We start from the raw sequence: 22,797 nt of genomic DNA, 5'->3' as shown, positions 1-22,797 counted from the left end.
CGTGTCCGACAAGGGGGTTCCGGCCGCGCGGGCGGCGCTGTTGCGGCGGATGTACGAGGTCTTCTCGACCGACGACAGGGATGCGTTCGTACGGCACTGCCTGGCACCGGACGTGGACTGGCCCAACGTCCTGGAGGGCACCCGGCTGCACGGCCGTGACGAGGTGCGCGCCTACTGGGCACGGCAGTTCGCGGTCGGGCATCCTCTCGTACGGCTGGAGGGGCTGCGGCTCGACGGGGACGGCGAGGCGGTGGTGGTCACCGTGCGGCAGGGGATGCGGGACGCGGCGGGGGATCACTGGGCCGGTCTGGTCGAGCACGTGTACCGGTTCGGGGAGGACGGGCTCGTCGCTCGTATGGACGTGCGGGGGACGACGTCGTCGTAACCTCTGGGCCGGCGGAGGGTTCCCTAGAAGAGCGGCAGTTGGCCCGGGAAGTCCGGGACGGTGTAGCCGTCCAGCGTGGGCTGGGCCGCGCCGAGGTCCGCCTGGCGGCGGGAGCCGGCGCACGAGACGAGTTCCCCGTTCTCGCGCGCCCCGGGCGGGTCGTGCCGGGCGAACCGGCCGGCGACGACCGCGATCTCGCGACGGCATTCGGGGCAGCGTCTACGACGAGTGGACATGGGGTCAGTGTGCCCTGGTTGGGGGCGTGTTGCGCGGTGCGCGCGCCGTGCGGTCCGGTCGCGCGCCGTAGGCAGCGGCTGTGCGCCGGCGTGCGTCAGCCGATGTAGGGGGTGGTGCGCGTCGCGTCCAGGGCGTGGTCGATCCGCAGGCGCATGGTGGGGTGGATGTCGAGGGCGGGCAGGTCGGCCGGGTCGATCCAGCGGACCTCGGTCGTCTCCTCGCTCGTGCGCAGCTCGCCGCCCTTGGGGCGCGCCCGGAAGCAGATGCTGAACTGCTGGCGGACCTCCCCGTCGTCGTAGCGCATCACGTGCCCGGGATCGGTGTAGACGCCGGTCAGGGCGACGACCTCCACCTCGATGCCGGTCTCCTCCCGGACCTCGCGCACGACGGTGTCGCCGATGGACTCCCCCACGTCGTGCCCGCCTCCGGGGAGGGCCCAGCGGCCGTTGTCGGAGCGGCGGACCATGAGGACCCGTCCCGCGTCGTCCCGCACGAGCGCCACGGCGGCGGGCACCACCGAGGTCGCGGGTGGGGCGTCGGGGTCGTACAGGTAGTCGGTGCGTCCCATGTGCCGTACCTCATCTCGCGGCCAATACGGTTCGTTTTGCGGGGTATTCGGGAGATGTCAGCGGCAAGACCCCTTCGATGAAGAGGAGATACGCCGTGAGCGCCCTGAAGCGCCGGCTCGACCGCAGCCTGACCGCGCAGGCCGTCCTGGCCTTCCTGCTGGCTCTGGCCATCACCGCCCCGTTCTCACGCCCGGACGAGCATCCAGCCTTATGGCTCCTGCGGAGCCTGTTCTACACGGGCATCGGTTTCGCGTTCATGGTCGTACAGCGCCGCAGGATCGGCCGCGCGACCGGCACCGACCCTCGCAGGCTCGCCGACCTCAACCGCAAGATCATGCACCGCGAGGTACCCAGCGATCCCGAGGAACGGGCGGTCATGCGCCGGCTGGTCGACGAGCACCTGCGGCGGATGGAAGGCGCGGGAAGGTGGCTGCCGTACCTGCTGGGCCTGATGAGCCTCATCGCGGTGGCAGTGCTTGTCCTCGGCGCCGCCACCGGTTCGCTCTCCCTCCCCGTCTTCACCGCCGTCCTCCTGATCGGCATCGCCTGGTGGACCGTCTGGACACGCCGCCGCTCCATCGACCGCTGTCACTCCATGCAGTCGGCCCTGCGGGAGCAGGACGAACGGGTGTCGTAACACGAAAAGACCCCCTCCACCATGCGTTTCCGCAGGTCGGAGGGGGTCTCTCTCAGCGTGGCGGCGCCAGGATTCGAACCTGGGAAGGCTGAGCCGGCAGATTTACAGTCTGCTCCCTTTGGCCGCTCGGGCACACCGCCGGGGTTGCTGCCGTTCGCGCCGCTTTTCGGCGGTGCTCCCTGGCAACGACGTAAACAATACCCGATGCCGAGGGGTGCTTCGCCACCCGATTGATCTGCGCTCGGGGGACGCTGGGTGGCTAGGCTTGTCCGGATGCGGCCCGCAACGACGCCGGGCTCGGCGGCCACCCCCACGCCCGCCGATACGCACCCCACACGCACCCCGATACAAGGAGCCACAGGACATGGCCGACTCCAGTTTCGACATCGTCTCGAAGGTCGAGCGGCAGGAGGTCGACAACGCCCTCAACCAGGCCGCCAAGGAGATCTCCCAGCGCTACGACTTCAAGGGCGTGGGTGCCTCGATCTCGTGGTCCGGTGACAAGATCCTCATGGAGGCGAACTCCGAGGACCGCGTCAAGGCCGTCCTCGACGTCTTCCAGTCCAAGCTGATCAAGCGTGGGATCTCCCTGAAGGCGCTGGACGCCGGTGAGCCGCAGCTGTCCGGCAAGGAGTACAAGATCTTCGCTTCGATCGAGGAGGGCATCTCCCAGGAGAACGCCAAGAAGGTCGCGAAGTTCATCCGGGACGAGGGTCCGAAGGGGGTCAAGGCCCAGGTGCAGGGCGACGAGTTGCGCGTCAGCTCCAAGAGCCGTGACGACCTGCAGGCCGTGATCGCCCTGCTGAAGGGCAAGGACTTCGACTTCGCGATGCAGTTCGTGAACTACCGGTAGGGACACAGGTTCAGCGGGCCGGCGCCCGCGCGTACCACCCGCGTGGACGAGGAAGGGTGGGCACCCGTCGGTGCCCACCCTTCTCGCCTGCTGGCTGCGGTCCGGGGGTGTTCGGCCGTGCTCAGTCGCGCGAGTTGCCGAACAGGATGCGGTAGGCGATCAGCAGGACGAGGGAGCCGCCTATCGCGGCCGCCCAGGTCGCCCCGTCGTAGAAGTCCTTCGTGATCGGGTGGTCCAGCCAGCGGGCCGATATCCACCCGCCGATGAACGCGCCCGCGATGCCGATGAGCGTCGTGCCGATGAAGCCGCCCGGGTCCCGGCCCGGCAGCAGGAACTTGGCGATGGCCCCGGCCAACAGCCCCAGGATGATCCAGCTGATGATCGTCATGCCGTGAACCTGCCCTTCCGTGCTGTGCGTGCGCTGTCCCCGCCGTGTGTTTTCGGTGCGGGTGCGCTGTGTTCCGTGCGGCTTGCATGCGCGTCGCGTGCCGGTCGGACGGTTCGGGCGGTGTGCCGGGCCGGCGGGCCGCGCACTTGTTCGTGCCCTGTTGAGGAGAGGGACGTCATGGCGGCACCCTCCGGTTGCACTGATCAGTAGGGTTCCGCCCATGGCTCAGTCCGCTTCGTCGTCTTCGTCTGCCGAGCTGCGGCGCACCCTGGGGGTCGGGGACGCCGTGGTCATCGGGCTCGGCTCCATGATCGGGGCCGGGATCTTCGCCGCCCTGGCGCCCGCCGCGCGCGCGGCCGGGTCCGGGCTGCTGCTCGGGCTGGCGGTCGCCGCCGTGGTCGCCTACTGCAACGCCACCTCGTCGGCACGGCTGGCCGCCCTGTATCCGGCGTCGGGCGGCACGTACGTGTACGGGCGCGAGCGGCTCGGGGAGTTCTGGGGTTATCTGGCGGGCTGGTCGTTCGTGGTCGGGAAGACGGCTTCCTGTGCGGCGATGGCGCTCACGGTGGGGGCGTACGTCTGGCCGGGGCAGGCGCACGCCGTCGCGGTCGCGGCCGTGGCGGCGCTGACCGCGGTGAACTACGGCGGCATCCAGAAGTCCGCCTGGCTGACACGGCTGATCGTGGCGGTGGTCCTCGCTGTCCTCGCTTGCGTGGTGGTCGTCTGTCTGGGGTCCGGGGCGTCCGATGCCGGGCGGCTGGACGTCGGCGCCTCGGGCGGTGCGGGAGGGGTGCTGGAGGCGGCCGGTCTGCTGTTCTTCGCGTTCGCCGGGTACGCGCGCATCGCGACCCTCGGCGAGGAGGTGCGCGACCCGGCGCGCACCATCCCCCGGGCGATCCCGCTGGCCCTGGGGATCACGCTGGCGGTGTACGTGTGTGTGGCGGTGGCCGTCCTTTCCGTGCTGGGGGCTGATCGGCTGGGGCACGCGGCCGCGCCGCTGGCCGACGCGGTGCGGGCGGCCGGTGTGCCGGGGCTTGCGCCGGTGGTGCGGGTCGGCGCCGCCGTCGCCGCGCTGGGGTCGCTGCTCGCGCTGATCCTGGGGGTCTCGCGGACCACGCTGGCCATGGCCCGCGACCGGCATCTGCCCGGCGCGCTCTCGGCCGTGCATCCGCGGTTCCAGGTGCCGCACCGGGCCGAGTTGGCCGTGGGCGTGGTGGTCGCCGCCCTGGCCGCCGCGATGGACGTGCGGGGCGCGATCGGGTTCTCCTCCTTCGGTGTGCTGGCCTACTACGCCGTGGCGAACGCCTCGGCCTGGACGCTCGACCCAGCTCTAAGAGCGCGAGCGCTGCCGGCGGTGGGGCTTCTGGGGTGTGTGGTGCTGGCCATCTCGCTGCCGGGGGTTTCGGTGCTCGTGGGTGCGGGTGTGCTGGCGGTGGGTGTGGTCGCGTACGGGGTGCGGCGGCGGCTGGGCGGGCGGTAGCCGGCCCCGTACGGTTGCCGCCGCGCCGCGCCGGTCAGGAGGGCTGGGTCGTCGCGGTGCGTATGCGGAAGTCGGTCCACGAGGCCAGGTCCAGCTCCTCGGCGGTCTCCTCGTACCAGCCGGTGCCGTCGACCCAGGCGCGCAGCCAGTCGGCGAGGCCGGGGGCGTCGACGTACCAGGCGTGCTCGGCCTCGTCGGCGTTCGACTCGAAGAGCAGGACCGGGGCCTCGGGGGATCGGCAGTCCACGCACGCGTACATCGCGCAGCCCCAGTGGGATATCGGCAGGACGCCCTCGGGCCAGGGCCAGTCGGGGTCCTTGCGGGCGTCGGCGCGGTTGGCGAGGTACTGGACGACGGCGGCGGGCTCGCCGGCCGGCGGGCTGTCGAGCAGCGGCAGCAGGCCGTACTCCGGCCCGAATCCGCCGTCTCCTATGCGCAGATAGAGGTCGGCGAGCAGCGGAGGCAGGGAGAAGCCGAGGGTGGCCTCGGCGCGGGCCAGGGTGGCCGCGTCGACGGGCTTGGGAAGCGAAGTCCAGCCCCACGGTCGGGTGTTGCGGGCCTTGTCCGCCACCCGTGCCAGCAACTGCTCGTTCTCGGTCATGGGTTCATGATGCAGGGCGGCACTGACAATCGAGCCGGGGTGTGGACGACCGCCCGGCTGTGGAAAACCTGGTCACCCGGGCGAGGGTGCGCCCGGGTGGGGTGGGGGTGCGGAGTGCCTGTGGGTGGCGGGGACGCATGCGCCGGCCCCGCCGCCGTGTCGCTTGGTCAGCGGGCCGTGAACGGCTCGTCCGAGCGCACGATTTCGCGGCCGAGGGGCAGCAACGAGACCGGGATGAGCTTGAAGTTGGCGATGCCGAGCGGGATTCCGATGATCGTGACGCACAGCAGGACGCCGGTGACGATGTGGCCGAGGGCCAGCCACCAGCCCGCCAGGATCAGCCACAGGACGTTGCCGATGCAGGAGGGCGCGCCGGCGTCGCGGCGCTCGACCGTCGTGTATCCGAAGGGCCACAGGGCGTAGACCCCGATGCGGAACGCGGCGATGCCGAACGGGATCCCGATGATCGTGACGCACAGCAGAATGCCCGCTGCCAGGTACGCGAGGAACAGCCAGAAGCCGCTCAGGACGAGCCAGATGACGTTCAGGATGGTTTTCACTGGGGGCGACCTGCCATCTTCTCGAGCCGGGCGATGCGGTCCGCCATCGGCGGGTGCGTCGAGAACATCTTGGAGAGTCCCTGGCCTGGGCGGAAGGGATTGGCGATCATCATATGGCTCGCGGTCTCGATACGCGGCTCGGGCGGCAGCGGCAGCTGTTGGGTGCCCGCTTCCAGCTTGCGCAGAGCGCTGGCGAGGGCGAGGGGGTCGCCGGTGAGCTGGGCGCCGGACGCGTCGGCCTCGTACTCGCGGGAGCGGCTGATGGCCAGCTGGATCAGGGTGGCCGCGAGCGGGCCGAGGATCATGATGAGCAGCATGCCGAGGATGCCGGGGCCGTCATCGTCGTCGGAGCGGCCGACCGGGATCAGCCAGGCGAAGTTGACCAGGAACATGATCACCGAGGCGAGGGCTCCGGCGACCGACGAGATGAGGATGTCGCGGTTGTAGACGTGGCTGAGCTCGTGGCCGATGACGCCGCGCAGCTCGCGCTCGTCGAGGATGCGCAGGATGCCTTCCGTGCAGCACACGGCCGCGTTGCGCGGGTTGCGGCCCGTGGCGAAGGCGTTCGGCGCCTCCGTCGGGGAGATGTACAGGCGCGGCATGGGCTGGCGGGCCTGGGTGGAGAGGTCGCGGACCATGCGGTAGAGGGCGGGGGCCTCGAACTCGCTCACCGGACGCGCGCGCATCGCGCGTAGCGCCAGCTTGTCGCTGTTCCAGTACGCGTACGCGTTCGTGCCCAGCGCGACCAGGACCGCGACGACCAGCCCCATGCGGCCGAAGAAGCTGCCGATGACGATGATGAGGGCGGACAGGCCTCCGAGGAGTACTGCGGTCCTTAGCCCGTTGTGCCGGCGGTGCACGGTACGCCCTCCAAGTGGTGCAGCAGGGGAACCCTTTGCTTGCTGTCTCGCTTGCGGATCTTGCTGTCTCCGTCGCCACTGGTGCCGTGGTGTCACGTCCAGTGGACCCTCCCGCTCTGGTCAACGCCAGGCGAGGGTCACTAGTTCCCTTGTGCGTGCGGCGGCATGCCTGCGCCGTACGGGTGAGGGCGCGGGCGAGGCCTCAGAACAGTGCCGTGTCGGCGAAGCGGAGGACCAGCTGGGGGGCTCCGGACAGGGCGATGCCGATGACGCCGGTGAGGGTGATCGCCGCGGTGAGGGGTGCCGGGAGGCGGTGCCGGGCGGGCTCGCCCTCGGGGGCGCGGAACAGCAGGGCCGTCCACTGGAGGTAGTAGAACAGCGCGATCACCACGTTGACGGCCATGACGACGGCCAGCCAGCCCATGCCCGCGTCGACGGCGGCGGAGAACACGGTGACCTTGGCGAACAGGCCGATGATGCCGGGTGGCAGGCCGGCCAGGCAGAGCAGGAAGAAGGCCAGGAGGAGGGCGGCGAGCGGGTTCGTCGCGTACAGGCCCCGGTAGTCGGTCACGCGGTTGGCGGAGTGCGTACGGCCCACCAGGGCGGCCACCGCGAAGGCGCCGAGGTTCACCGCGGCGTACATGAGGGCGTACGCGAGCGTGGAGCCGACGGAGCGTTCGGCGTCGTCGGAGTAGGCGGCCGCGGCGATCGGGACGAGGAGGTAGCCGGCCTGACCCACGGAGGACCAGGCCAGCAGGCGTACGGCGCTGTACGCGCGCGTGGCCTGCTGGCGCAGGGCGCCGAGGTTGCCGACGGTCATGGTGAGCGCGGCCAGGGCGGCGAGCGCCGGGCCCCAGACGTCGGCGTACGACGGGAAGGCGATGACCGTGACGAGGATCAGGCCGGAGAAGCCGACCGCCTTGCCGACCACCGACAGGTAGGCGGCGATCGGCAGCGGTGCTCCCACGTAGGTGTCGGGCACCCAGAAGTGGAAGGGCACGGCGGCCGTCTTGAAGGCGAAGCCGACCAGGGTGAGGACGACACCGGTCTGGGCGAGGGTGTGGAGCTGTCCGTCGACGTGCTGGATCCGGTCGGCCACCTGGGTGAGGTAGAGGGTGCCTGTGGAGGCGTAGACGAAGCTGATGCCCATCAGGCTGACGGCGGTCGCGGTGACCGACGACAGGAAGAACTTCAGGGCCGCTTCGGAGGACTTCTTGTCGCCGTGCCGGAGGCCGACGAGGGCGAAGGCGGGCAGGGAGGCGACTTCGAGGGCGACGATCAGGGTGGCGAGGTCGCGGGAGGCCGGCAGAAGGGCGGCGCCCGCGGCGGAGGACAGCAGCAGGAACCAGTACTCCCCTTCGGGGAGTTGTTTGTCGGCGTCCTTGAGCGTGGTCACCGACAGGAGGGCGGCGAGCAGGGCGCCGCCGAGGACCAGGAACTGGACGACTAGGGTGAAGCGGTCCGCGGTGTAGCTGCACACGTGGGGGCTGCCGGTCAGGCAGAAGGTGGCGCGGTCGCCGTCGAGCAGGGGCAGCAGGAGCGCTGTGGAGGCGGCGAGTCCGGCGACCGAGACCCAGCCGAGGAGCGCCTTCTTGTCCTCTCCGACGAACAGGTCGGCCACGAGGACGACGAGCGCGACGACCGCCGCGAGGGTGGGTGGTGCGACGGCGAGCCAGTCGACGGACTGGACGAGGTTCGCGGCCTGGGAGCTCATCGGGTGCCTCCTGCGAGGAGCTGCTGCACGGCCGGGTCGGTCAGGCCGAGGAGTGCCTTCGGCCACAGTCCGGCGACGACGGTGAGGGCGACGAGCGGGGTCCAGGCCGCGAACTCGTACGTGTGGACGTCGGCGAGCGCCGGCGCCTCTTGCGGGACGGCGCCCATGCAGACGCGGCGGACCACGACGAGCATGTACGCGGCCGTCAGGAGCGTGCCGAGCGCCGCGATCGCCATGAAGGTGAGGTATGCGGGACGGCTGAGGTCGGCGGCGGGCTTGAACGCGCCGAACAGCGCCAGCATCTCGCCCCAGAACCCGGCCAGGCCAGGCAGCCCGAGCGAGGCGACCGCGCCGAAGGCGAGCAGGCCACCGAGACGCGGGGCCTTGCCGTAGAGGGCGGCGCCGGTCTCCTCGGCCAGGCTGTCGAGGTCGGTGGTACCGGTGCGGTCCTTCAGCGCACCCACCAGGAAGAACAGCAGGCCGGTGATGAGGCCGTGGGCGATGTTGGCGAACAGGGCGCCGTTGACGCCGGTGGGGGTCATGGTGGCGATGCCGAGCAGGACGAAGCCCATGTGGCCCACGGAGGAGTAGGCGATGAGGCGCTTGAGGTCGCCCTTCGCGCCCTGCTTGGCGAGGGCCAGACAGGCCAGGGATCCGTAGATGATCCCCACGACGGCGAAGGCTGCGAGATACGGCGCGAAGGTGTGCAGTCCGTCCGGCGCGATCGGCAGGAGGATCCGGACGAACCCGTACGTGCCCATCTTCAGCAGGACGCCGGCCAGCAGGACCGAGCCGACGGTGGGCGCGGCGGTGTGGGCGTCGGGCAGCCAGCTGTGCAGCGGCCACATCGGCGTCTTGACCGCGAGCCCGATCCCGATCGCCAGAACGGCGATGACCTGCACGGATGTGGTCAGCGACCGGCCGTTGTCAGTGGCGAGTGCCACCATGTCGAACGTGCCCGCCTTGATCCCGATCAGGAGCAGGCCGAGCAGCATCACGACCGAACCGAGCAGCGTGTACAGGATGAACCGCCAGGCGGCCCGGGTGCGGCCCTCGCCGCCCCAGCGGGCGATGAGGAAGTACATCGGGATGAGGACCATCTCGAACGCGAGGAAGAACAGCAGCAGATCGAGGACGGCGAAGGTCGCGAGAGTGCCGGACTCGAGGACCAGCAGCAGTGCCACGAAGGCCCTCGGGGTCGGGCCCGCAGGCATTTTGAAGTACGAGTAGAGCGCGCACAGGAAGGTCAGCAGCGCGGTCAGCACCAGGAGGGGGAGGGAGATGCCGTCGATGCCGAGGTGGATGCGCACGTCGAGTGCGGGGATCCAGCTGATGTCGGTCGTGGCCTGCATCTTCGACGGATGGTCGTGGTCGAAGCCGAGCGCGAGGACGATCGCGGCGATGAGGACCGCGCCGGTCACGGTCACACCGTGGCGGAGTACGGCCTGCTCGGGTGACTTCCCCTTCAGCCCGGGCGGGGCCGGCAGGAGGGCGGCGACGGCGCCGAGGAGCGGCACGACGACGATGAACGCCAGAAGGAACTGCATCACGGACTCGCTGATATCGATCACGCCTGCTCACGCTCCCGTGGCGACGAGGACGGCGGCGACCACCAGGACGACGGTGCCGGCGAGCAGCGCGCTCACATAGGTCTGCACATTGCCGGTCTGGGCGCGCCGTACGGCGGCGCCCAGCAGGCGGGGTAGGGCGCCCGCACCGCGCACGTAGGTCTCGACGACCTCCCGGTCGAGGAACCTGACGAGGCTCGCGCCCGCCTGGACCGGGCGGACGAAGAGGGCCGCGTAGACGGCGTCGAGGTGGAAGCCGACGGCCGCGTGCCGGTGCAGTGGACCGAGCAGCAGCCGCCCCGGGTCCGCTGGGTCGGGCGTGTAGGCGACGTCTCCGTAGACGGGCGCGTGGCTGGCGATGGCCTCGGCCTCGGCCTGGGCGGCGTCGCCCTCGGGGTGGGCCGCGACCGCGCCCAACGGCGCGCGGGCCGCCAGGGCGGTGGTGTGGCGCCAGACCGCGTAGGTGACGATGCCGCCGACCAGGGCCACTCCGGTGCCGACGACGGACGTGGTCAGGGTCGGGGTGAGGTCACGGCCGTCGAACCAGTCGGGCAGCGCGCGGTAGGCGAACGCGCCCAGGGCGAGGGAGGGCACGGCGAGCACCCACAGGACGACGGTCATGGTCAGGGGCTGCCGACCGTGGTCCGGAGCTTCGGCACCGTGCCCGTTGAAGGCCAGCAGCCACAGACGCGTCGCGTACGCGGCGGTGAGCAGGGCGGTGAGCAGGCCGGCGACGAGGGTGATCCAGCCCGCCGCACCGGGGGCGTGCTCGGTGTGACCGGTGGCGACGTGCTCGGCGGCGCCGAGGACGGACTCCTTGGAGAAGAAGCCGCTGAAGGGCGGGATCGCGGCGAGCGCGAGGAGCGCCACGGTCATCGTCCAGTAGGCGTCGGGGATGCGGTCGCGCAGGCCCTTCATGCGGGACATGGCGGCCAGCGAGTTGGTGCCGGCGGCGTGGATGACCACGCCGGCCGCGAGGAACAGCAGCGCCTTGAAGGCGCCGTGCGACAGGAGGTGGAAGACAGCGGCACCGCGGTCGCCGACGGCCAGGGCGCCGGTCATGTACCCGAGTTGACCGATGGTCGAGTAGGCGAGGACGCGCTTGATGTCGTCCTGGGCGAGCGCGGCGAGACCCGAGCCGAGCATGGTCACGGCGGCCATGACGGCGAGGACGACCATCGCGGCTCGGGATGCCTCGAACACCGGGAGGAGACGGGCGATGAAGTAGACACCGGCGGCGACCATCGTCGCGGCGTGGATCAGCGCGGAGACCGGGGTGGGGCCCGCCATGGCGTCGGGAAGCCAGGTGTGCAGCGGGAACTGCGCCGACTTGCCCGCCACGCCGGCCAGAAGCAGCAGGGCGATCAGCGTCGGGTGGCCGAGTCCGCCGTGCGCGACGGCGTCGAGGACCTTGGTGATGCGGAAGGAACCGGCGTCCGTGGCGAGCGCGAACAGGCCGATCAGGAAGGGGACGTCACCGAGCTTGGTCACCAGGAACGCCTTGATGGAGGCGGCGCGGGCCTCCGGGGTCTCCCAGTAGTGGCCGACGAGGAAGTACGAGCAGATGCCCATGACTTCCCAGCCGACCAGCAGCACGATCAGGTCGCCGGAGTAGACGACGAGCAGCATCGCGGAGGTGAACAGGGAGACGAGAGCGGCGTACGAGGGGTAGCGCGGGTCCTCGCGCAGGTAGCCCGTCGAGTAGATCTGCACGCAGGAGGCGACGAGGCCGACCAGGACGGCGACGAGGGCGGCGAAGCCGTCGATGTGCAGGGCCAGTTCGACGGGAACCGAGCCGGTGGGCGTGAGTTGCGAGGCGGCGTCGACGGCCTGGTCGCCGCCCTGGCGCACGGCGACCAGCACGGCCAGGACCAGGGAGGTGAGGGTCGGCAGGACGGCGAGCGGGCGCACGAACCCGGGGGCCGTGCGGCCCAGGAGCAGGCCGGCGGCCGCTCCCAGGAACGGCAGCAGGGGGACGAGGACGGCGAGGGTGGTCGTGGTCACGCGGTGGCCTCAGCCTTCCCGGTCCGGTCGGCCGCGTCGGAAGCGTTGGCCGTGCGAGGCGTGTGGGCGTCGCTGTCGGGGCCGTCGGTTTCGTGGCCCTCGGCGCTGTCGCGGAGCTTGTCGATGTCCGAGGTGCCGCGGTTGCGGTAGACGGCGAGGACGATCGCCAGTCCGATGCCGATCTCGGCGGCGGCGATGGCGATGGTGAACAGGGTCAGCGCCTGGCCGGAGTGCAGGGTGTCGCGGGCGGCCTTGCTGAGCCAGACGTCGAAGGCGACCAGGTTCAGGTTGACGGCGTTGAGCATCAGCTCGACCGACATCAGGACGAGGATCGCGTTGCGGCGGGCGAGGACGCCGTAGAGGCCGGTGCAGAAGAGGAGGGCGGCCAGGACGGCGGGATAGGCGAGGTGCATCAGCGAGCGCCCTCCTGCTCGGCCGGGTCGCGGTGATCGGCGGGGGTGGAGCCCCCGGCGGGGGTGGAGCCTCCGGCGGGAGCGGAGGCTTCGCCGGGAGCAGAGGCTTCGGCCGGTGCGGGGGCTTCGGCGGCAGCGGAGCCTTCGGCCGGAGCAGAGGATCCGGCGGGAGTGGAGGCTTCGGCGGGGTTCGGGTGCTCGGCAGGGTCGCGTCGCTCAGTGGGAGCGTTTCGCCCGATCGGGTGAATACGGGAATTCGGGGCGGATGGGGAACTACCGGTCGCGCCTCGGGAGTTCACAGGGGGAGAGCTCGACTCGACTTTCGCCTTGCGGGACAGGACGATCGCGCCGACCAAGGCCGCGAGGAGGAGGACGGAGAGGGCCTCGAAGGGAAGGACCCAGTTCTGGAAGAGGCTCGCTCCGGTGACGGCGGTGGATCCGGCGGCGGGGCCGTCGAGGTCGATCCAGGTCGTGCGGAAGGCGTCGACGACGACCCAGACCAGGGCGGCAGCGGCGGCGACGGCGACCGTGAGGGCGGCCCAGCGGTTGCCGGAGTCGGCGTCCGGGGAGCGGCCGATCGGGGCCTTGGTGAGCATCAGACCGAACAGAAGGAGGACGACGACGGAGCCGACATAGATGAGGACCTGCACCCAGGCGATGAACTCGGCGGTGAGCAGGAGGTATTCGACGGCAAGGCCACCGAGGGTCACCACCAGCCACAGGGCGGCGTGCACCAGCTGACGGGTGGTGACGGTGACGAGCGCGGCGCCGAAGGTGACCAGGCCGACGAGGAGGAAGGCGATCTCGACGCCGGTCGGGGAGAGGAAACCGTGGGAGTCGGCGGCCAGGTTGGTGACGTGTGCGGCCGTGACGGAGACGGCGCTGGTGCTGGCGTCGGTGCCCACGCCCGTGACCGTGCCGACGCCGGAGCTGGTGCCGGTGCCGGTGCCGGTGCCGGTGACTGTCGCGGCGGCGGATCCACTGGCGAGCGCGGTTGCGGTTGCAGTTGCGGCGAGGATCACGACGCTCCCTCCTGCGGCCCGGCGGGCTCGGCAGGCTCGGCAGGCTCGGCCCGTGTCGCCGCCAGCTTCTCGGCGGTCTTGCGGGCGGCGGCGATCTCCTTCGGTTCCTCCGCGCCGGGATCGAGGGCCGGCGGGGCCGGGACGGTCCACATCCACTCCCGCAGCTTGTCGCGCTCGTGGGTGAGGTCGCGGATGTCGGTCTCGGCGTACTCGAACTCCGGTGACCAGAACAGGGCGTCGAAAGGACAGACCTCGATGCAGATACCGCAGTACATGCACAGGGAGAAGTCGATGGCGAAGCGGTCGAGGACGTTGCGGCTGCGCTCGCGGCCTCCGGGGGTCGCGGCCGGGATCGTCTCCTTGTGAGAGTCGATGTAGATGCACCAGTCCGGGCACTCCCGGGCGCAGAGCATGCAGACCGTGCAGTTCTCCTCGAAGAGGCCGATGACACCGCGGGTGCGGGGCGGGAGGTCGGGCTGGACGTCCGGGTACTGCTCGGTGACGGTCTTCCTCGTCATCGTGCGGAGGGTGACGGCCAGGCCCTTGGCCAGACCGGAGCCCGGGATCGAGAAACGGGACCGCTCGGAGGGCGTCGTCGAGGAGTGGTGGCCGGGCGACGGGCGGGACATCAGAGGAACACCACCTTCACGATGCCGGTGAGGGCGATCTGAGCGAGGGAGAGGGGGACGAGGAGGGTCCAGGAGAGTTTCTGGAGCTGGTCCTCGCGGAGCCGGGGGTAGGTCACGCGGAGCCAGATGACGAGGAAGGCGAGGACGGCCGTCTTCAGCAGGGTCCACACCCAGCCGAGGCCGTCGGCGCCCCAGGGGCCGTGCCAGCCGCCCAGGAAGAGGACGGTGGTCAGGCCGCACAGGACGACGATTCCGGCGTACTCGGCGAGGAGGAACAGGGCGAAGCGCAGGCCGGTGTACTCGGTGTAGGCGCCGAAGATGATCTCCGAGTCGGCGACGGGCATGTCGAAGGGAGGGCGCTGCAGTTCGGCGAGCCCGGCGATGAAGAAGACGATCGCGCCGGTGATCTGCCAGGGCAGCCACCACCAGTGGAAGGCGTGGAGGATGCCGGGAAGGGAGACGGTGCCGGCTGCCATGGCGACGGAGGCGGCGGCGAGGAGCATCGGGAGTTCGTAGGCGAGGAGCTGGGCGGCGGTGCGGAGGCCGCCGAGGAGGGAGAACTTGTTGGCGCTGGCCCAGCCGGCCATGAGAGAGCCGAGGACGCCGACGCCCATCACGGCCAGGACGAAGAAGATGCCGGCGTCCAGGACCTGACCGACGGCGCCCTCGCTCGGGCCGATGGGGATGGCCAGGAGGACCAGGAGGTACGGGAGGAGGGCGACGGCGGGGGCGAGTTGGAAGATACGGCGGTCCGCGCCCGCGGGGACGACGTCTTCCTTCTGGGCGAACTTGACGCCGTCAGCGACGAGTTGGGCCCAGCCGTGGAAGCCGCCGGCGTACATGGGGCCGAGGCGGCCCTGCATGTGGGCCATCACCTTGTGCTCGGTCTGGCCGATGATCAGCGGGAAGGTGAGGAAGACGACGAAGACGATCAGGAGTCGCAGGGCGACGTCGAGAGCGTCGTTCACTGCGGGCCTCCTGCGGGGTTCTCGGGGGGTGTCGGGGATGAGGGGTCTTCGGGGCTCGGTTCGACGGGTTCGTCGCCCTCGGGTGCCTCGGAGGTGTTGGAGGTCTCGGGTGCCTCGGAGGTATTGGAGCTCTCGGAGGTCTCGGGTGCCTCGGAGGTATTGGAGCTCTCGGAGGTCTCGGGTGCCTCGGAGGTGTGGGGTACCTCAGGTTGCTGTTCGGGGCGTTCGGTCGGTGCCGGCGGCTCGGGGGCGGGCTCGGCCGAGGGTGCCGGGGCCGGTTCGGGGGCCGGGGTGTCGAAGGCCGGGCGGGCGTGGTGCCACGGGGCGTCCGGGCTGCGCGGGGCGACGGGGGGCTTGGTGGGGGCGGCTGCTCCCTTGCGGGGGGTCACCGCGTTCTCGCCAGTCACCCCGTCCTCGCTAGTAACGGCACCCTCGCCCGTCTCGCCCACCGGCGTCTCGCCGACCGGGGTCTCGTCGGCCGGCGTCTCGCCGACCGGCGTCTCGCCGACCGGCGTCTCGCCGACCGGCGGCTCCGCGTCGGTTGCGCGCCGTTGGCTCGCCGAGCCCTCCGACGCACTGCGGGCGCGACGGGGGCCCTTGGGGACGTTGCCCGCACCGGCGCGTTGTGACGCCGAACCCTCGCTCGTGCTCCGTGCCCGGCGTCCGGCCACGGGTGTACCGGCATCCGGGGCCTCGGAACCGCCGGCCGGCGACGCGAAGGGACCGTCCGCTTCGGTCGCCGGGGAAGCCTCGGCCGACGGCGCGGCAACGCCGGGCCCGGCTGCCGGGCCGCTCTCCGACAGACCGGAGACGTCACCGGCCCCCTCGGGTCGGGCTCCCGTCTGGCTGACCGAACCTTCCGCGGCCGTACGCGCACGGCGCGGCCCAGCCGCCCGAGCTGGTCCAGCCGCCGACGAGCCGCTCCGGAGACCACCCGCTGGACCGACTGAGGGGCCACCCGCCGGACCACCCGACGCAGCGTCGGCCGCCGGACCACCCGACGCAGCGTCGGTCGACGCACCGCCCGAAGGGGCCTCGATCGACTGGCTGATCGATCCTTCCGCAGCTGAGCGGGACCGTCGCAGCGGTCGTTCCGCAGGGGCCGTAGCCGGGGCTTCGGTCGCCCCGCGGGCCGGCCGTTCTCCCGTCCCGCGCGCAGGGCGATCGCCTGCGCCGCGAACGGGGCGTTCGCCGGGTGTGCGGCCCGTTGCTCGGGTGGGGCGGGTGGGAGCGGGTGGGAGTTGGCCCTTCAGGGGCCCCCATTCGTTGGGGTCGGGGACGCCTGGGGGGAGCATTTGGCGGCGCTTGGGGGTGCCGTGGTCGGACTCGCCTGGCTCCTTGGCGCCGGGCCAGGCCTTGGCGACGCGGGCCGCCAGGACGAAGTCCTTGCGCAGGGGGTGGCCTTCGAAGGTGTCCGGGAGGAGGAGGTGGTCCAGGGCGGGATGGCCTTCGAAGGTGACGCCGAACATCTCGTGGGTCTCGCGTTCGTGCCAGGCCGCGCCCGCGTAGACGTCGACGGCGCTGGGAAGCGTCGGCGACTCGTGCGGGACGGTGGTGCGCAGGAGCAGTCGGCGTACCGGGGCGAGGGCGACGACGTGGGCCGCGACGCGGAAGCCCGTGCCCGGTTCGTCGACGGCGCTCAGCCAGTCGAAGTAGGTGCAGGACAGGTCGTCCCGGGCGGCGCGCAGAGCCTGGGTCCAGGAGGTGGGCGGGACGTCCACGGTCAGGACGTCGTAGGACTCATGGGCCGTGGCGTCCGGGCCGAACAGTTCCTCGGCGGGGGCGGGAAGCCAGCCGACCGTGCTCATCGGCCCTCCCCCTGCGAGCGGGGCTCCGGCTCTGGCCGATTCTCCGGCTCCACCCGGGTCTCCGGCCCCGGCTGGCTGCCCGGCCTCGACCGGGTCTCCCCTTCGCCCGCGGCACCCGGCCCCCGCACCAGCCCACTCTGCAGGGCCGCCGCCGACGGCCGCGCGACACCAGCATCCCCAACGACAGCACCAGCACCAGCATCCACACCCGGACTCGCGCTCGCACCCGCACTCGCACTCGCACTCGCACTCGCACTCGCACTCGCACTCGCACCGGGAAGCACACCGCCCCCGTCACCACCCCCGTACCGCTCCCCCAGCGACTCCCTGGCGATCTTCTCCTGGAGCTTGAGGATGCCCTGGAGAAGGGCCTCGGGGCGGGGCGGGCAGCCGGGTACGTAGACGTCGACCGGGATGATCTGGTCGACGCCCTTGGTGACGGAGTAGGAGTCCCAGTAAGGACCCCCGCAGTTGGAGCAGGCGCCGAAGGAGATGACGTACTTCGGTTCCGGCATCTGCTCGTACAGGCGCTTGACCGCCGGCGCCATCTTGTCCGTGACCGTGCCCGAGACGACCATCAGGTCGGCCTGGCGCGGGCCGGGCGCGAAGGGGATCACGCCGAGGCGGATGAAGTCGTGGCGGGCCATCGACGCGGCGATGAACTCGATGGCGCAGCAGGCGAGGCCGAAATTGAAGACCCAGAGGGAGTAGCGGCGCCCCCAGTTGAGGATCACCTTCATCGGCTCCGGCGCGAGGCGGGCGAGGGCGCCCAGCCGCTTCGGCTCCGGGAGCAGAACCGGTCCGGGTTCCGTCGGCTGCCCGTTGGTGTCTGGCCTCACGTCCATGCCAGGACGCCCTTCTTGTATGCGTAGAGCAGGCCCACGGCCAGGAAGCCGAGGAAGACGAACATCTCGACGAGGGTCGTCGCGCCGTAACCGGGCGCGGCGAAGACCGTCGCCCACGGGAACAGGAAGATCGAGTCGACGGCGAAGATGACGTACAGGAAGGCGTAGACGTAGTAGCGGACCTGGGTGTGGGCCCAGCCCTCGCCGACGGGGTCGACGCCGCACTCGTAGGTCAGGAGTTTCTCGGGGGTGGGCACCACCGGGCGCAGCAGGCGGCCCGCGCCGAAGGCGACGGCGACGAAGAGCACGCCGACGACGGCGAGCAGTCCGACGACCGAGTACGACCGGAAGTAGTCCGCCGCGAGGACGGTCGGATCGACGACGGTCGGATCGACGACGGTCGGATCGACCACGGCAGGATCCCGCACGTCCGTACCCTCACTCCCCTAGCTCTGCCTGACGATGCCTGGCTGTGTACCTGACGATGCCTGGCTGTGTGACCTGCGTTCTTCGTGAACGCCGTTGTTCGACGATCTGTACGCACGGGAGTCTAGGCCCTGATAAAGAGACGGTAAGCAGCCCGTCGCGCCTTGAGATCCGCTTGAGACTCCGCGGCTGCCGCCGGGGTGGGGTTTTCCCCCGGGCGCGGCGGCGGTCGACCTCATGGCGCGGGCGCGTGGCGCGCGGCACGCTAGCCCATATGACCGAACGACTCGACCACCTGACGTGGGACGCGGACGGCGACGACGACCGTCCGCCACCGCCCCGTTTCGCCTACGACCGGCACACCTGGAAGGAGATCGCGCATCTCCTGGCGAACCTGCCGGTGGCGCTGCTGGGGTTCACGTACGCCGTGACCGTGCTCGGCACCGGCTTCTGGCTGACCGTCACGGTGATCGGGTTCCCGCTGCTCGCGCTGGGCCTGAGGGGCTCGCGCCTGCTGGGCAGGATGGAGCGGGCACGCGCGCGGGCATTGCTCGGGGTGCGCGTGGACGAGCCCAGCCCGCTGCCGCGCCGCCGCAGCACCGGCTTCTTCCCCTGGCTGTGGATGACGCTCAAGGACCCGGTCGGCTGGCGGGCGGTGCTGTACGACTTCATCCGGTTGCCGTGGGGCATCCTCACCTTCGCCGTGACGCTGACCTCGCTGTTCGTGCTGTGGCCGGTGCTGCCGTTCATCGCGCGGGCGCTGGCCAACGCGGACCGGGCGATGGTGCGGGGGCTGCTGTCGCCCTCCGACGACCTGGAGCGGCGTATCGCCGAACTGGAGTCCGACCGGGGCGTCGTCGTCGACACCGCGGCCGCGGATCTACGGCGGATCGAACGCGACCTGCACGACGGGGCGCAGGCCCGCCTGGTCAACCTCGCCATGGGGCTCGGCCTGGCCAAGGAGAAGCTCCTGGAGGACCCCGACACGGCGGCGGCGATGGTGGCCGAGGCGCACGGCGAGGTGAAGCTCGCGCTGCAGGAGCTGCGGGATCTGGCCCGCGGCATCCATCCCGCCGTCCTCACCGACCGCGGCCTGGACGCGGCGCTGTCGGCCGTGGCCTCCCGGTGCACCGTTCCGGTGAAGGTGACGGTCGATCTGGACGCCCGGCCGGCCGCGGCCATCGAGGGCATCGCCTACTTCACCGTCTCCGAGCTGCTCCAGAACATCAGCAAGCACAGCGCGGCGAAGAACGCCTCGGTCGAGGTCTGGCGGGCGCAGGAACGGCTTCTCATCCAGGTCTGGGACGACGGCCGCGGCGGCGCGCGCCTCGACGGCGGTACCGGGATGAGGGGGCTCGCGGAGCGGCTGGACGCGGTCGACGGGCTGTTCGTCCTCGACTCGCCGCAGGGCGGGCCGACCACGGTCACGGCGGAGCTGCCGTGGCGGGACCGGGCGCCGGAAACCCCGCCGGGCAAGGCGGCCAAAGGATGAAGAGGCCATGGGATGAAGGGGCCAGATGAGGGGGTGAAGGGTAGGGAAAACCCCCCTTTCAAGACGCCGACGCACTCCATGGTCCGCGGGACGGGGGGCGAGGAGGGTGGAGACAGACAGCGACACAGGAACGCAGGAACGCAGGAACACAGGAACGCAGGAACGCAGGACCGACGACGCCGGTCGCGTAGGACGAGTGGGACGAGTAGGACGGGACGGCACCGATGGCCATGCAGTACGGAGAGGGCTACGGGTACGACGGCGGGGCGGACCTCGCCGGGGAGCGGCGGCACGGGCTGCCGGCCGTGCTGCGGGCGCCGTTCGAGGGGCGCAGCTGGCGCGAGTTCGGGTATGTGCTGCTGAGCCTGCCGATCGGGATCGCGCTGTTCACGTACGCCGTCACGATGCTGTCCCTGGGTGCCGGGCTGCTGGTCACCTTCCTCGGGATTCCGGTGCTGGCGGCGGGGCTGGCCGGCTGCCGGGGGTTCGGAGCGCTGGAGCGGGCGCGGGCGCGGGGGATGCTGGGCCTGGAGGTGGCCGATCCCGAGCCGCTGCGGATGAAGAAGCAGGGCGTGATGGCCTGGATGGGGGCCGTGCTCAAGAGCGGCACCTCGTGGCGGACGCTGCTGTACGCGCTGCTGCAGTTCCCCTGGTCGGTGTTCTCGTTCGTGGTCGCCGTGAACTTCTGGGCGTACGGGTGGGCGTTGCTGACGTATCCGCTGTGGTTCTGGGTCTTTCCGGTGTACGTCGGTCAGGGCGGGCTCCAGCTGTACGGCGACGCGCATCACTCGATCTATCTCGACAACCCCTTCGAGATCACCGTCACGGCGTTGGTGGGGCTGTTGTTCACGCTGGCCACGCCGTGGATCGTACGGGCGCTGACGATGGTGGACCGGGTGATGGTGCACGGGCTGCTCGGGCCGTCGCGGCTGGCGACGCGGGTGGTGGAGCTGGAGTCCGACCGGGGGGTCGTGGTCGACACGGCGGCCGCGGATCTACGGCGGATCGAACGCGACCTGCACGACGGGGCGCAGGCCCGGCTGGTGGCGCTGGCGATGGATCTGGGGCTGGCGAAGGAGAAGCTGGCGGAGGATCCGCAGGCGGCGGCGCGGATGGTGGACGAGGCGCACGGTGAGGTGAAGACGGCGTTGCAGGAGCTGCGGGACCTGGCGCGCGGGATTCATCCGGCGGTGCTGACGGATCGGGGGCTGGATGCGGCGTTGTCCGCGGTGGCGTCCCGGTGCACCGTTCCGGTGCAGGTGGAGGTGGATCTCGCGGAGCGGCCGGCGCCGGCGATCGAGGGAATCGCGTACTTCACGGTGTCGGAGCTGCTGCAGAACATCAGCAAGCATGCGCGGGCCACGTGGGCGGCGGTTGACGTGTGGCGGGTGGAGCAGCGGCTGATGGTGCAGGTGGTGGACAACGGGGTCGGGGGGGCGGATGTGTCCGGGGGGTCCGGGCTGGCGGGGCTGGCGGAGCGGTTGGATGCGGTGGACGGGATTCTGGTGGTGGACTCGCCGGTGGGGGGGCCTACGCGGGTGACTGCGGAGTTGCCTTGGCGGGGGGAGCGGGCGGTTCGGTGACGGGGGTGCGATAACGGGGGTGCGGTGACGGAGGTGGGATAACTGGGGCGGTAACCGGGTGGGGGTCGCCCCGCCTCGTTTCTCGCCCCCGCCGGGGCTCCGCCCCCGACCCCGTCGGCCCTGAACGGGCCTTGCCCTCAAACGCCGGACGGGCTGATTTCATCGCCGCGCGCCCAAAGCAATCACCGCGTCACCGCGTCACCGCATCGCCGCTCCCCACTCCCCCAATCCCAACCCCATCCCCAACCCCGCATCCCCAACCCCGCATCCGCACCCGCCCGCCCACCTCTCCCCATCTCGCCCACACCCCCGATCCCGCCCCCTCCCCAGCCGTCCGCACCCCGCCGCCCATGCCACCCATGCCCCCTATGCCGCCCATGCTGCCCACCCCCGGCCGGAAGCCGCCGTTCAGGACGTGGTTTGGCGTTGAATCGTGTTGGGCGGGCGCGGTGGGTGGGGAATGCTGGAATGCTGGACTACCGGGTCGGCCCAGGACGGGTGCGGGCCGTGGGCTGGTGAGTCGGGCTGGGGGGCCGGAGATCGTGGAGGACAGGGTGCGGGTGGTCATCGCCGAGGATTCAGTGCTGCTCAGGGAGGGCCTGACCCGGCTGCTGACCGACCGTGGGCACGACGTCGTCGCAGGAGTGGGCGACGGTGACGCGCTGATCAAGACCATCGAGGAGCTGGACGGACAGGGCGCGCTGCCCGACGTCGTCGTGGCCGACGTCCGGATGCCGCCCACGCACACCGACGAGGGTGTCCGGGCCGCCGTACAGCTGCGCAAGGCGCATCCGGGACTCGGCGTACTGGTGCTGTCACAGTACGTGGAGGAGCGTTACGCCACCGAACTGCTGGCCGGTTCCAGTCACGGCGTCGGCTACCTGCTGAAGGACCGTGTCGCCGAGGTGCGCGAGTTCGTGGACGCCGTGGTCCGCGTGGCCCAGGGCGGCACCGCGCTGGACCCGGAAGTCGTCGCGCAGCTGCTCGGGCGCAGTCGTAAGCAGGACGTGCTGGCCGGACTGACGCCCCGGGAGCGCGAGGTGCTGGGGCTGATGGCCGAGGGGCGGACGAACTCGGCGATCGCGCGCCAGCTCGTCGTCAGCGACGGGGCCGTGGAGAAGCACGTCAGCAACATCTTCCTGAAGCTCGGCCTGTCCCAGAGCGATGGTGATCATCGACGTGTCCTCGCCGTTCTCACCTATCTGAATTCCTGAACTCCTTGGCCGGGGGCCGGGACGGGAGGGGCCGGTGCGGGTCGGTACGGGCCAGTGCGGGCCGGTGCGGGTGCGCGACGCGCCGAGAACCGGGCGCACACTCGGAGCGTCTTCAAGGGAAGCGCCAGGGGGCGGAAACCATGACAAGTCAGGGCGCCACGCCGTCTCACATCCGTGTCCATATTGCGAATGACCGAGGGAAGGCGACCCTTACGGACGTAGGGTTGATCCTGGGAAGGCCTGCGGGAGGGCCGGTCCCAGGCAGCCGCCTCAAAGGAGGTCCAGTTCAGTGACCAGCCAGGTCAGCAGGACAACGGAACAGGCCGACGAAGCCGTCGTGGGAGAGCAGCGCAAACCGCCGGGGACCAAGGACGTCCGCCGGCTGGACCGAGTGATCATCCGTTTCGCGGGGGACTCGGGCGACGGTATGCAGCTCACCGGTGACCGCTTCACCTCCGAGACGGCGTCCTTCGGTAACGACCTTTCGACGCTGCCGAACTTCCCCGCGGAGATCCGCGCCCCCGCCGGAACCCTGCCGGGT

23 protein-coding genes, 1 tRNA gene and 1 pseudogene are annotated in these 22,797 nt (G+C 71.1%); 8 read left to right on the top strand and 17 right to left on the bottom strand.

Translation table 11 applies throughout. From position 1 onward, the window contains the following. The first annotated feature begins 1 nt into the window (after position 1). The gene (locus ACYF6T_RS41365; RefSeq protein WP_461703125.1) at positions 2 to 385 is read left to right on the top strand and encodes a nuclear transport factor 2 family protein; all 384 of its coding nucleotides are present in this window, start codon (positions 2 to 4) and stop codon (positions 383 to 385) included. 23 nt (positions 386 to 408) lie between these two features. Here ACYF6T_RS41365 and ACYF6T_RS41360 read toward each other — a convergent pair whose 3' ends face one another. Both ACYF6T_RS41360 and ACYF6T_RS41355 read right to left on the bottom strand, forming a co-directional pair. Beyond that, positions 409 to 621 (bottom strand): hypothetical protein, encoded by a 213-nt coding sequence (locus tag ACYF6T_RS41360; RefSeq protein WP_461703124.1) that lies wholly within the window; start codon positions 619 to 621, stop codon positions 409 to 411. Positions 622 to 716: 95 nt separating this feature from the next. Continuing rightward, positions 717 to 1,190, bottom strand: coding sequence for an NUDIX domain-containing protein (locus ACYF6T_RS41355; protein ID WP_461703123.1), 474 nt, complete (start codon positions 1,188 to 1,190; stop codon positions 717 to 719). A 95-nt stretch (positions 1,191 to 1,285) separates the two neighbouring features. Here ACYF6T_RS41355 and ACYF6T_RS41350 point away from each other — a divergent pair, with 95 nt between their 5' ends. Then, positions 1,286 to 1,828, top strand: a complete 543-nt coding sequence (locus ACYF6T_RS41350) for a hypothetical protein (RefSeq protein ID WP_461703122.1) — start codon at positions 1,286 to 1,288, stop codon at positions 1,826 to 1,828. A gap of 58 nt (positions 1,829 to 1,886) precedes the next feature. Here the strand turns inward: ACYF6T_RS41350 and ACYF6T_RS41345 are convergent. Further along, positions 1,887 to 1,968, bottom strand: a tRNA-Tyr gene (locus ACYF6T_RS41345). Between the two features lie 224 nt (positions 1,969 to 2,192). Here ACYF6T_RS41345 and ACYF6T_RS41340 point away from each other — a divergent pair. Continuing rightward, positions 2,193 to 2,681: a YajQ family cyclic di-GMP-binding protein gene (locus ACYF6T_RS41340; RefSeq protein WP_461703121.1), complete on the top strand. Its 489-nt coding sequence runs from the start codon at positions 2,193 to 2,195 to the stop codon at positions 2,679 to 2,681. Positions 2,682 to 2,802: 121 nt separating this feature from the next. Here ACYF6T_RS41340 and ACYF6T_RS41335 read toward each other — a convergent pair whose 3' ends face one another. Continuing rightward, a complete protein-coding gene (locus ACYF6T_RS41335) occupies positions 2,803 to 3,069 on the bottom strand; it encodes a GlsB/YeaQ/YmgE family stress response membrane protein (RefSeq protein ID WP_461703120.1) in 267 nt (88 codons plus the stop codon). Positions 3,070 to 3,289: 220 nt separating this feature from the next. On the opposite strand from ACYF6T_RS41335, the gene ACYF6T_RS41330 reads away from it, so the two are divergent. After that, positions 3,290 to 4,549, top strand: coding sequence for an APC family permease (locus ACYF6T_RS41330; RefSeq protein ID WP_461703119.1), 1,260 nt, complete (start codon positions 3,290 to 3,292; stop codon positions 4,547 to 4,549). 34 nt (positions 4,550 to 4,583) lie between these two features. Here the strand turns inward: ACYF6T_RS41330 and ACYF6T_RS41325 are convergent, their stop codons facing one another. The 13 genes from ACYF6T_RS41325 to ACYF6T_RS41265 form a co-directional block, all read right to left on the bottom strand. Continuing rightward, positions 4,584 to 5,150 (bottom strand): SMI1/KNR4 family protein, encoded by a 567-nt coding sequence (locus tag ACYF6T_RS41325; RefSeq protein ID WP_461703118.1) that lies wholly within the window; start codon positions 5,148 to 5,150, stop codon positions 4,584 to 4,586. A 167-nt stretch (positions 5,151 to 5,317) separates the two neighbouring features. After that, positions 5,318 to 5,710 carry a YccF domain-containing protein gene (locus tag ACYF6T_RS41320; RefSeq protein WP_461703117.1) on the bottom strand — a complete coding sequence of 131 codons (393 nt, stop codon included), beginning with the start codon at positions 5,708 to 5,710 and terminating at the stop codon, positions 5,318 to 5,320. After that, a complete protein-coding gene (gene htpX, locus ACYF6T_RS41315) occupies positions 5,707 to 6,570 on the bottom strand; it encodes a zinc metalloprotease HtpX (RefSeq protein WP_461703116.1) in 864 nt (287 codons plus the stop codon). The genes ACYF6T_RS41320 and htpX overlap by 4 nt, the downstream gene beginning before the upstream one ends. Before the next feature lie 202 nt (positions 6,571 to 6,772). Continuing rightward, a complete protein-coding gene (locus ACYF6T_RS41310; protein WP_461703115.1) occupies positions 6,773 to 8,284 on the bottom strand; it encodes an NADH-quinone oxidoreductase subunit N in 1,512 nt (503 codons plus the stop codon). Further along, positions 8,281 to 9,855 (bottom strand): complex I subunit 4 family protein, encoded by a 1,575-nt coding sequence (locus ACYF6T_RS41305; protein WP_461703114.1) that lies wholly within the window; start codon positions 9,853 to 9,855, stop codon positions 8,281 to 8,283. The genes ACYF6T_RS41310 and ACYF6T_RS41305 overlap by 4 nt, the downstream gene beginning before the upstream one ends. Positions 9,856 to 9,861: 6 nt before the next feature. After that, complete coding sequence (locus ACYF6T_RS41300; RefSeq protein ID WP_461703113.1) at positions 9,862 to 11,856, bottom strand: NADH-quinone oxidoreductase subunit 5 family protein; 1,995 nt, start codon at positions 11,854 to 11,856, stop codon at positions 9,862 to 9,864. Further along, positions 11,853 to 12,269 (bottom strand): NADH-quinone oxidoreductase subunit NuoK, encoded by a 417-nt coding sequence (gene nuoK, locus ACYF6T_RS41295; protein WP_461703112.1) that lies wholly within the window; start codon positions 12,267 to 12,269, stop codon positions 11,853 to 11,855. The genes ACYF6T_RS41300 and nuoK overlap by 4 nt, the downstream gene beginning before the upstream one ends. Continuing rightward, complete coding sequence (locus ACYF6T_RS41290; protein ID WP_461703134.1) at positions 12,269 to 13,117, bottom strand: NADH-quinone oxidoreductase subunit J family protein; 849 nt, start codon at positions 13,115 to 13,117, stop codon at positions 12,269 to 12,271. Before ACYF6T_RS41290 ends, nuoK begins: the two co-directional genes overlap by 1 nt. Positions 13,118 to 13,287: 170 nt before the next feature. Next, a complete protein-coding gene (locus tag ACYF6T_RS41285) occupies positions 13,288 to 13,809 on the bottom strand; it encodes a 4Fe-4S binding protein (protein WP_461703133.1) in 522 nt (173 codons plus the stop codon). Positions 13,810 to 13,919: 110 nt separating this feature from the next. Then, positions 13,920 to 14,888, bottom strand: coding sequence for a complex I subunit 1/NuoH family protein (locus ACYF6T_RS41280; protein WP_461703111.1), 969 nt, complete (start codon positions 14,886 to 14,888; stop codon positions 13,920 to 13,922). Next, positions 14,885 to 16,696 (bottom strand): NADH-quinone oxidoreductase subunit C, encoded by a 1,812-nt coding sequence (locus ACYF6T_RS41275; RefSeq protein ID WP_461703110.1) that lies wholly within the window; start codon positions 16,694 to 16,696, stop codon positions 14,885 to 14,887. Before ACYF6T_RS41275 ends, ACYF6T_RS41280 begins: the two co-directional genes overlap by 4 nt. Further along, entirely contained in the window at positions 16,693 to 17,541 is an 849-nt protein-coding gene (locus ACYF6T_RS41270) for an NADH-quinone oxidoreductase subunit B (RefSeq protein WP_461703109.1), read from the bottom strand. Before ACYF6T_RS41270 ends, ACYF6T_RS41275 begins: the two co-directional genes overlap by 4 nt. Then, entirely contained in the window at positions 17,532 to 17,954 is a 423-nt protein-coding gene (locus ACYF6T_RS41265; protein ID WP_461703132.1) for an NADH-quinone oxidoreductase subunit A, read from the bottom strand. Before ACYF6T_RS41265 ends, ACYF6T_RS41270 begins: the two co-directional genes overlap by 10 nt. Positions 17,955 to 18,241: 287 nt before the next feature. Here ACYF6T_RS41265 and ACYF6T_RS41260 point away from each other — a divergent pair, with 287 nt between their 5' ends. The 4 genes and pseudogenes from ACYF6T_RS41260 to ACYF6T_RS41245 all read left to right on the top strand — a co-directional run. Beyond that, positions 18,242 to 19,459, top strand: coding sequence for a sensor histidine kinase (locus ACYF6T_RS41260; RefSeq protein ID WP_461703108.1), 1,218 nt, complete (start codon positions 18,242 to 18,244; stop codon positions 19,457 to 19,459). 224 nt (positions 19,460 to 19,683) lie between these two features. After that, complete coding sequence (locus ACYF6T_RS41255) at positions 19,684 to 21,042, top strand: sensor histidine kinase (protein WP_461703107.1); 1,359 nt, start codon at positions 19,684 to 19,686, stop codon at positions 21,040 to 21,042. Between the two features lie 554 nt (positions 21,043 to 21,596). Next, the gene (locus tag ACYF6T_RS41250) at positions 21,597 to 22,256 is read left to right on the top strand and encodes a LuxR C-terminal-related transcriptional regulator (RefSeq protein ID WP_461703131.1); all 660 of its coding nucleotides are present in this window, start codon (positions 21,597 to 21,599) and stop codon (positions 22,254 to 22,256) included. 289 nt (positions 22,257 to 22,545) lie between these two features. Continuing rightward, positions 22,546 to 22,797 (top strand): annotated as a pseudogene (locus ACYF6T_RS41245) (2-oxoacid:acceptor oxidoreductase subunit alpha); the annotation flags it as partial.

The sequence above is a fragment of the Streptomyces sp. 7R007 genome, from assembly GCF_054850255.1.
The sequence above is the reverse complement of the archived record's forward strand: the minus strand, read 5'-3'. Positions and strand labels throughout refer to the sequence as shown.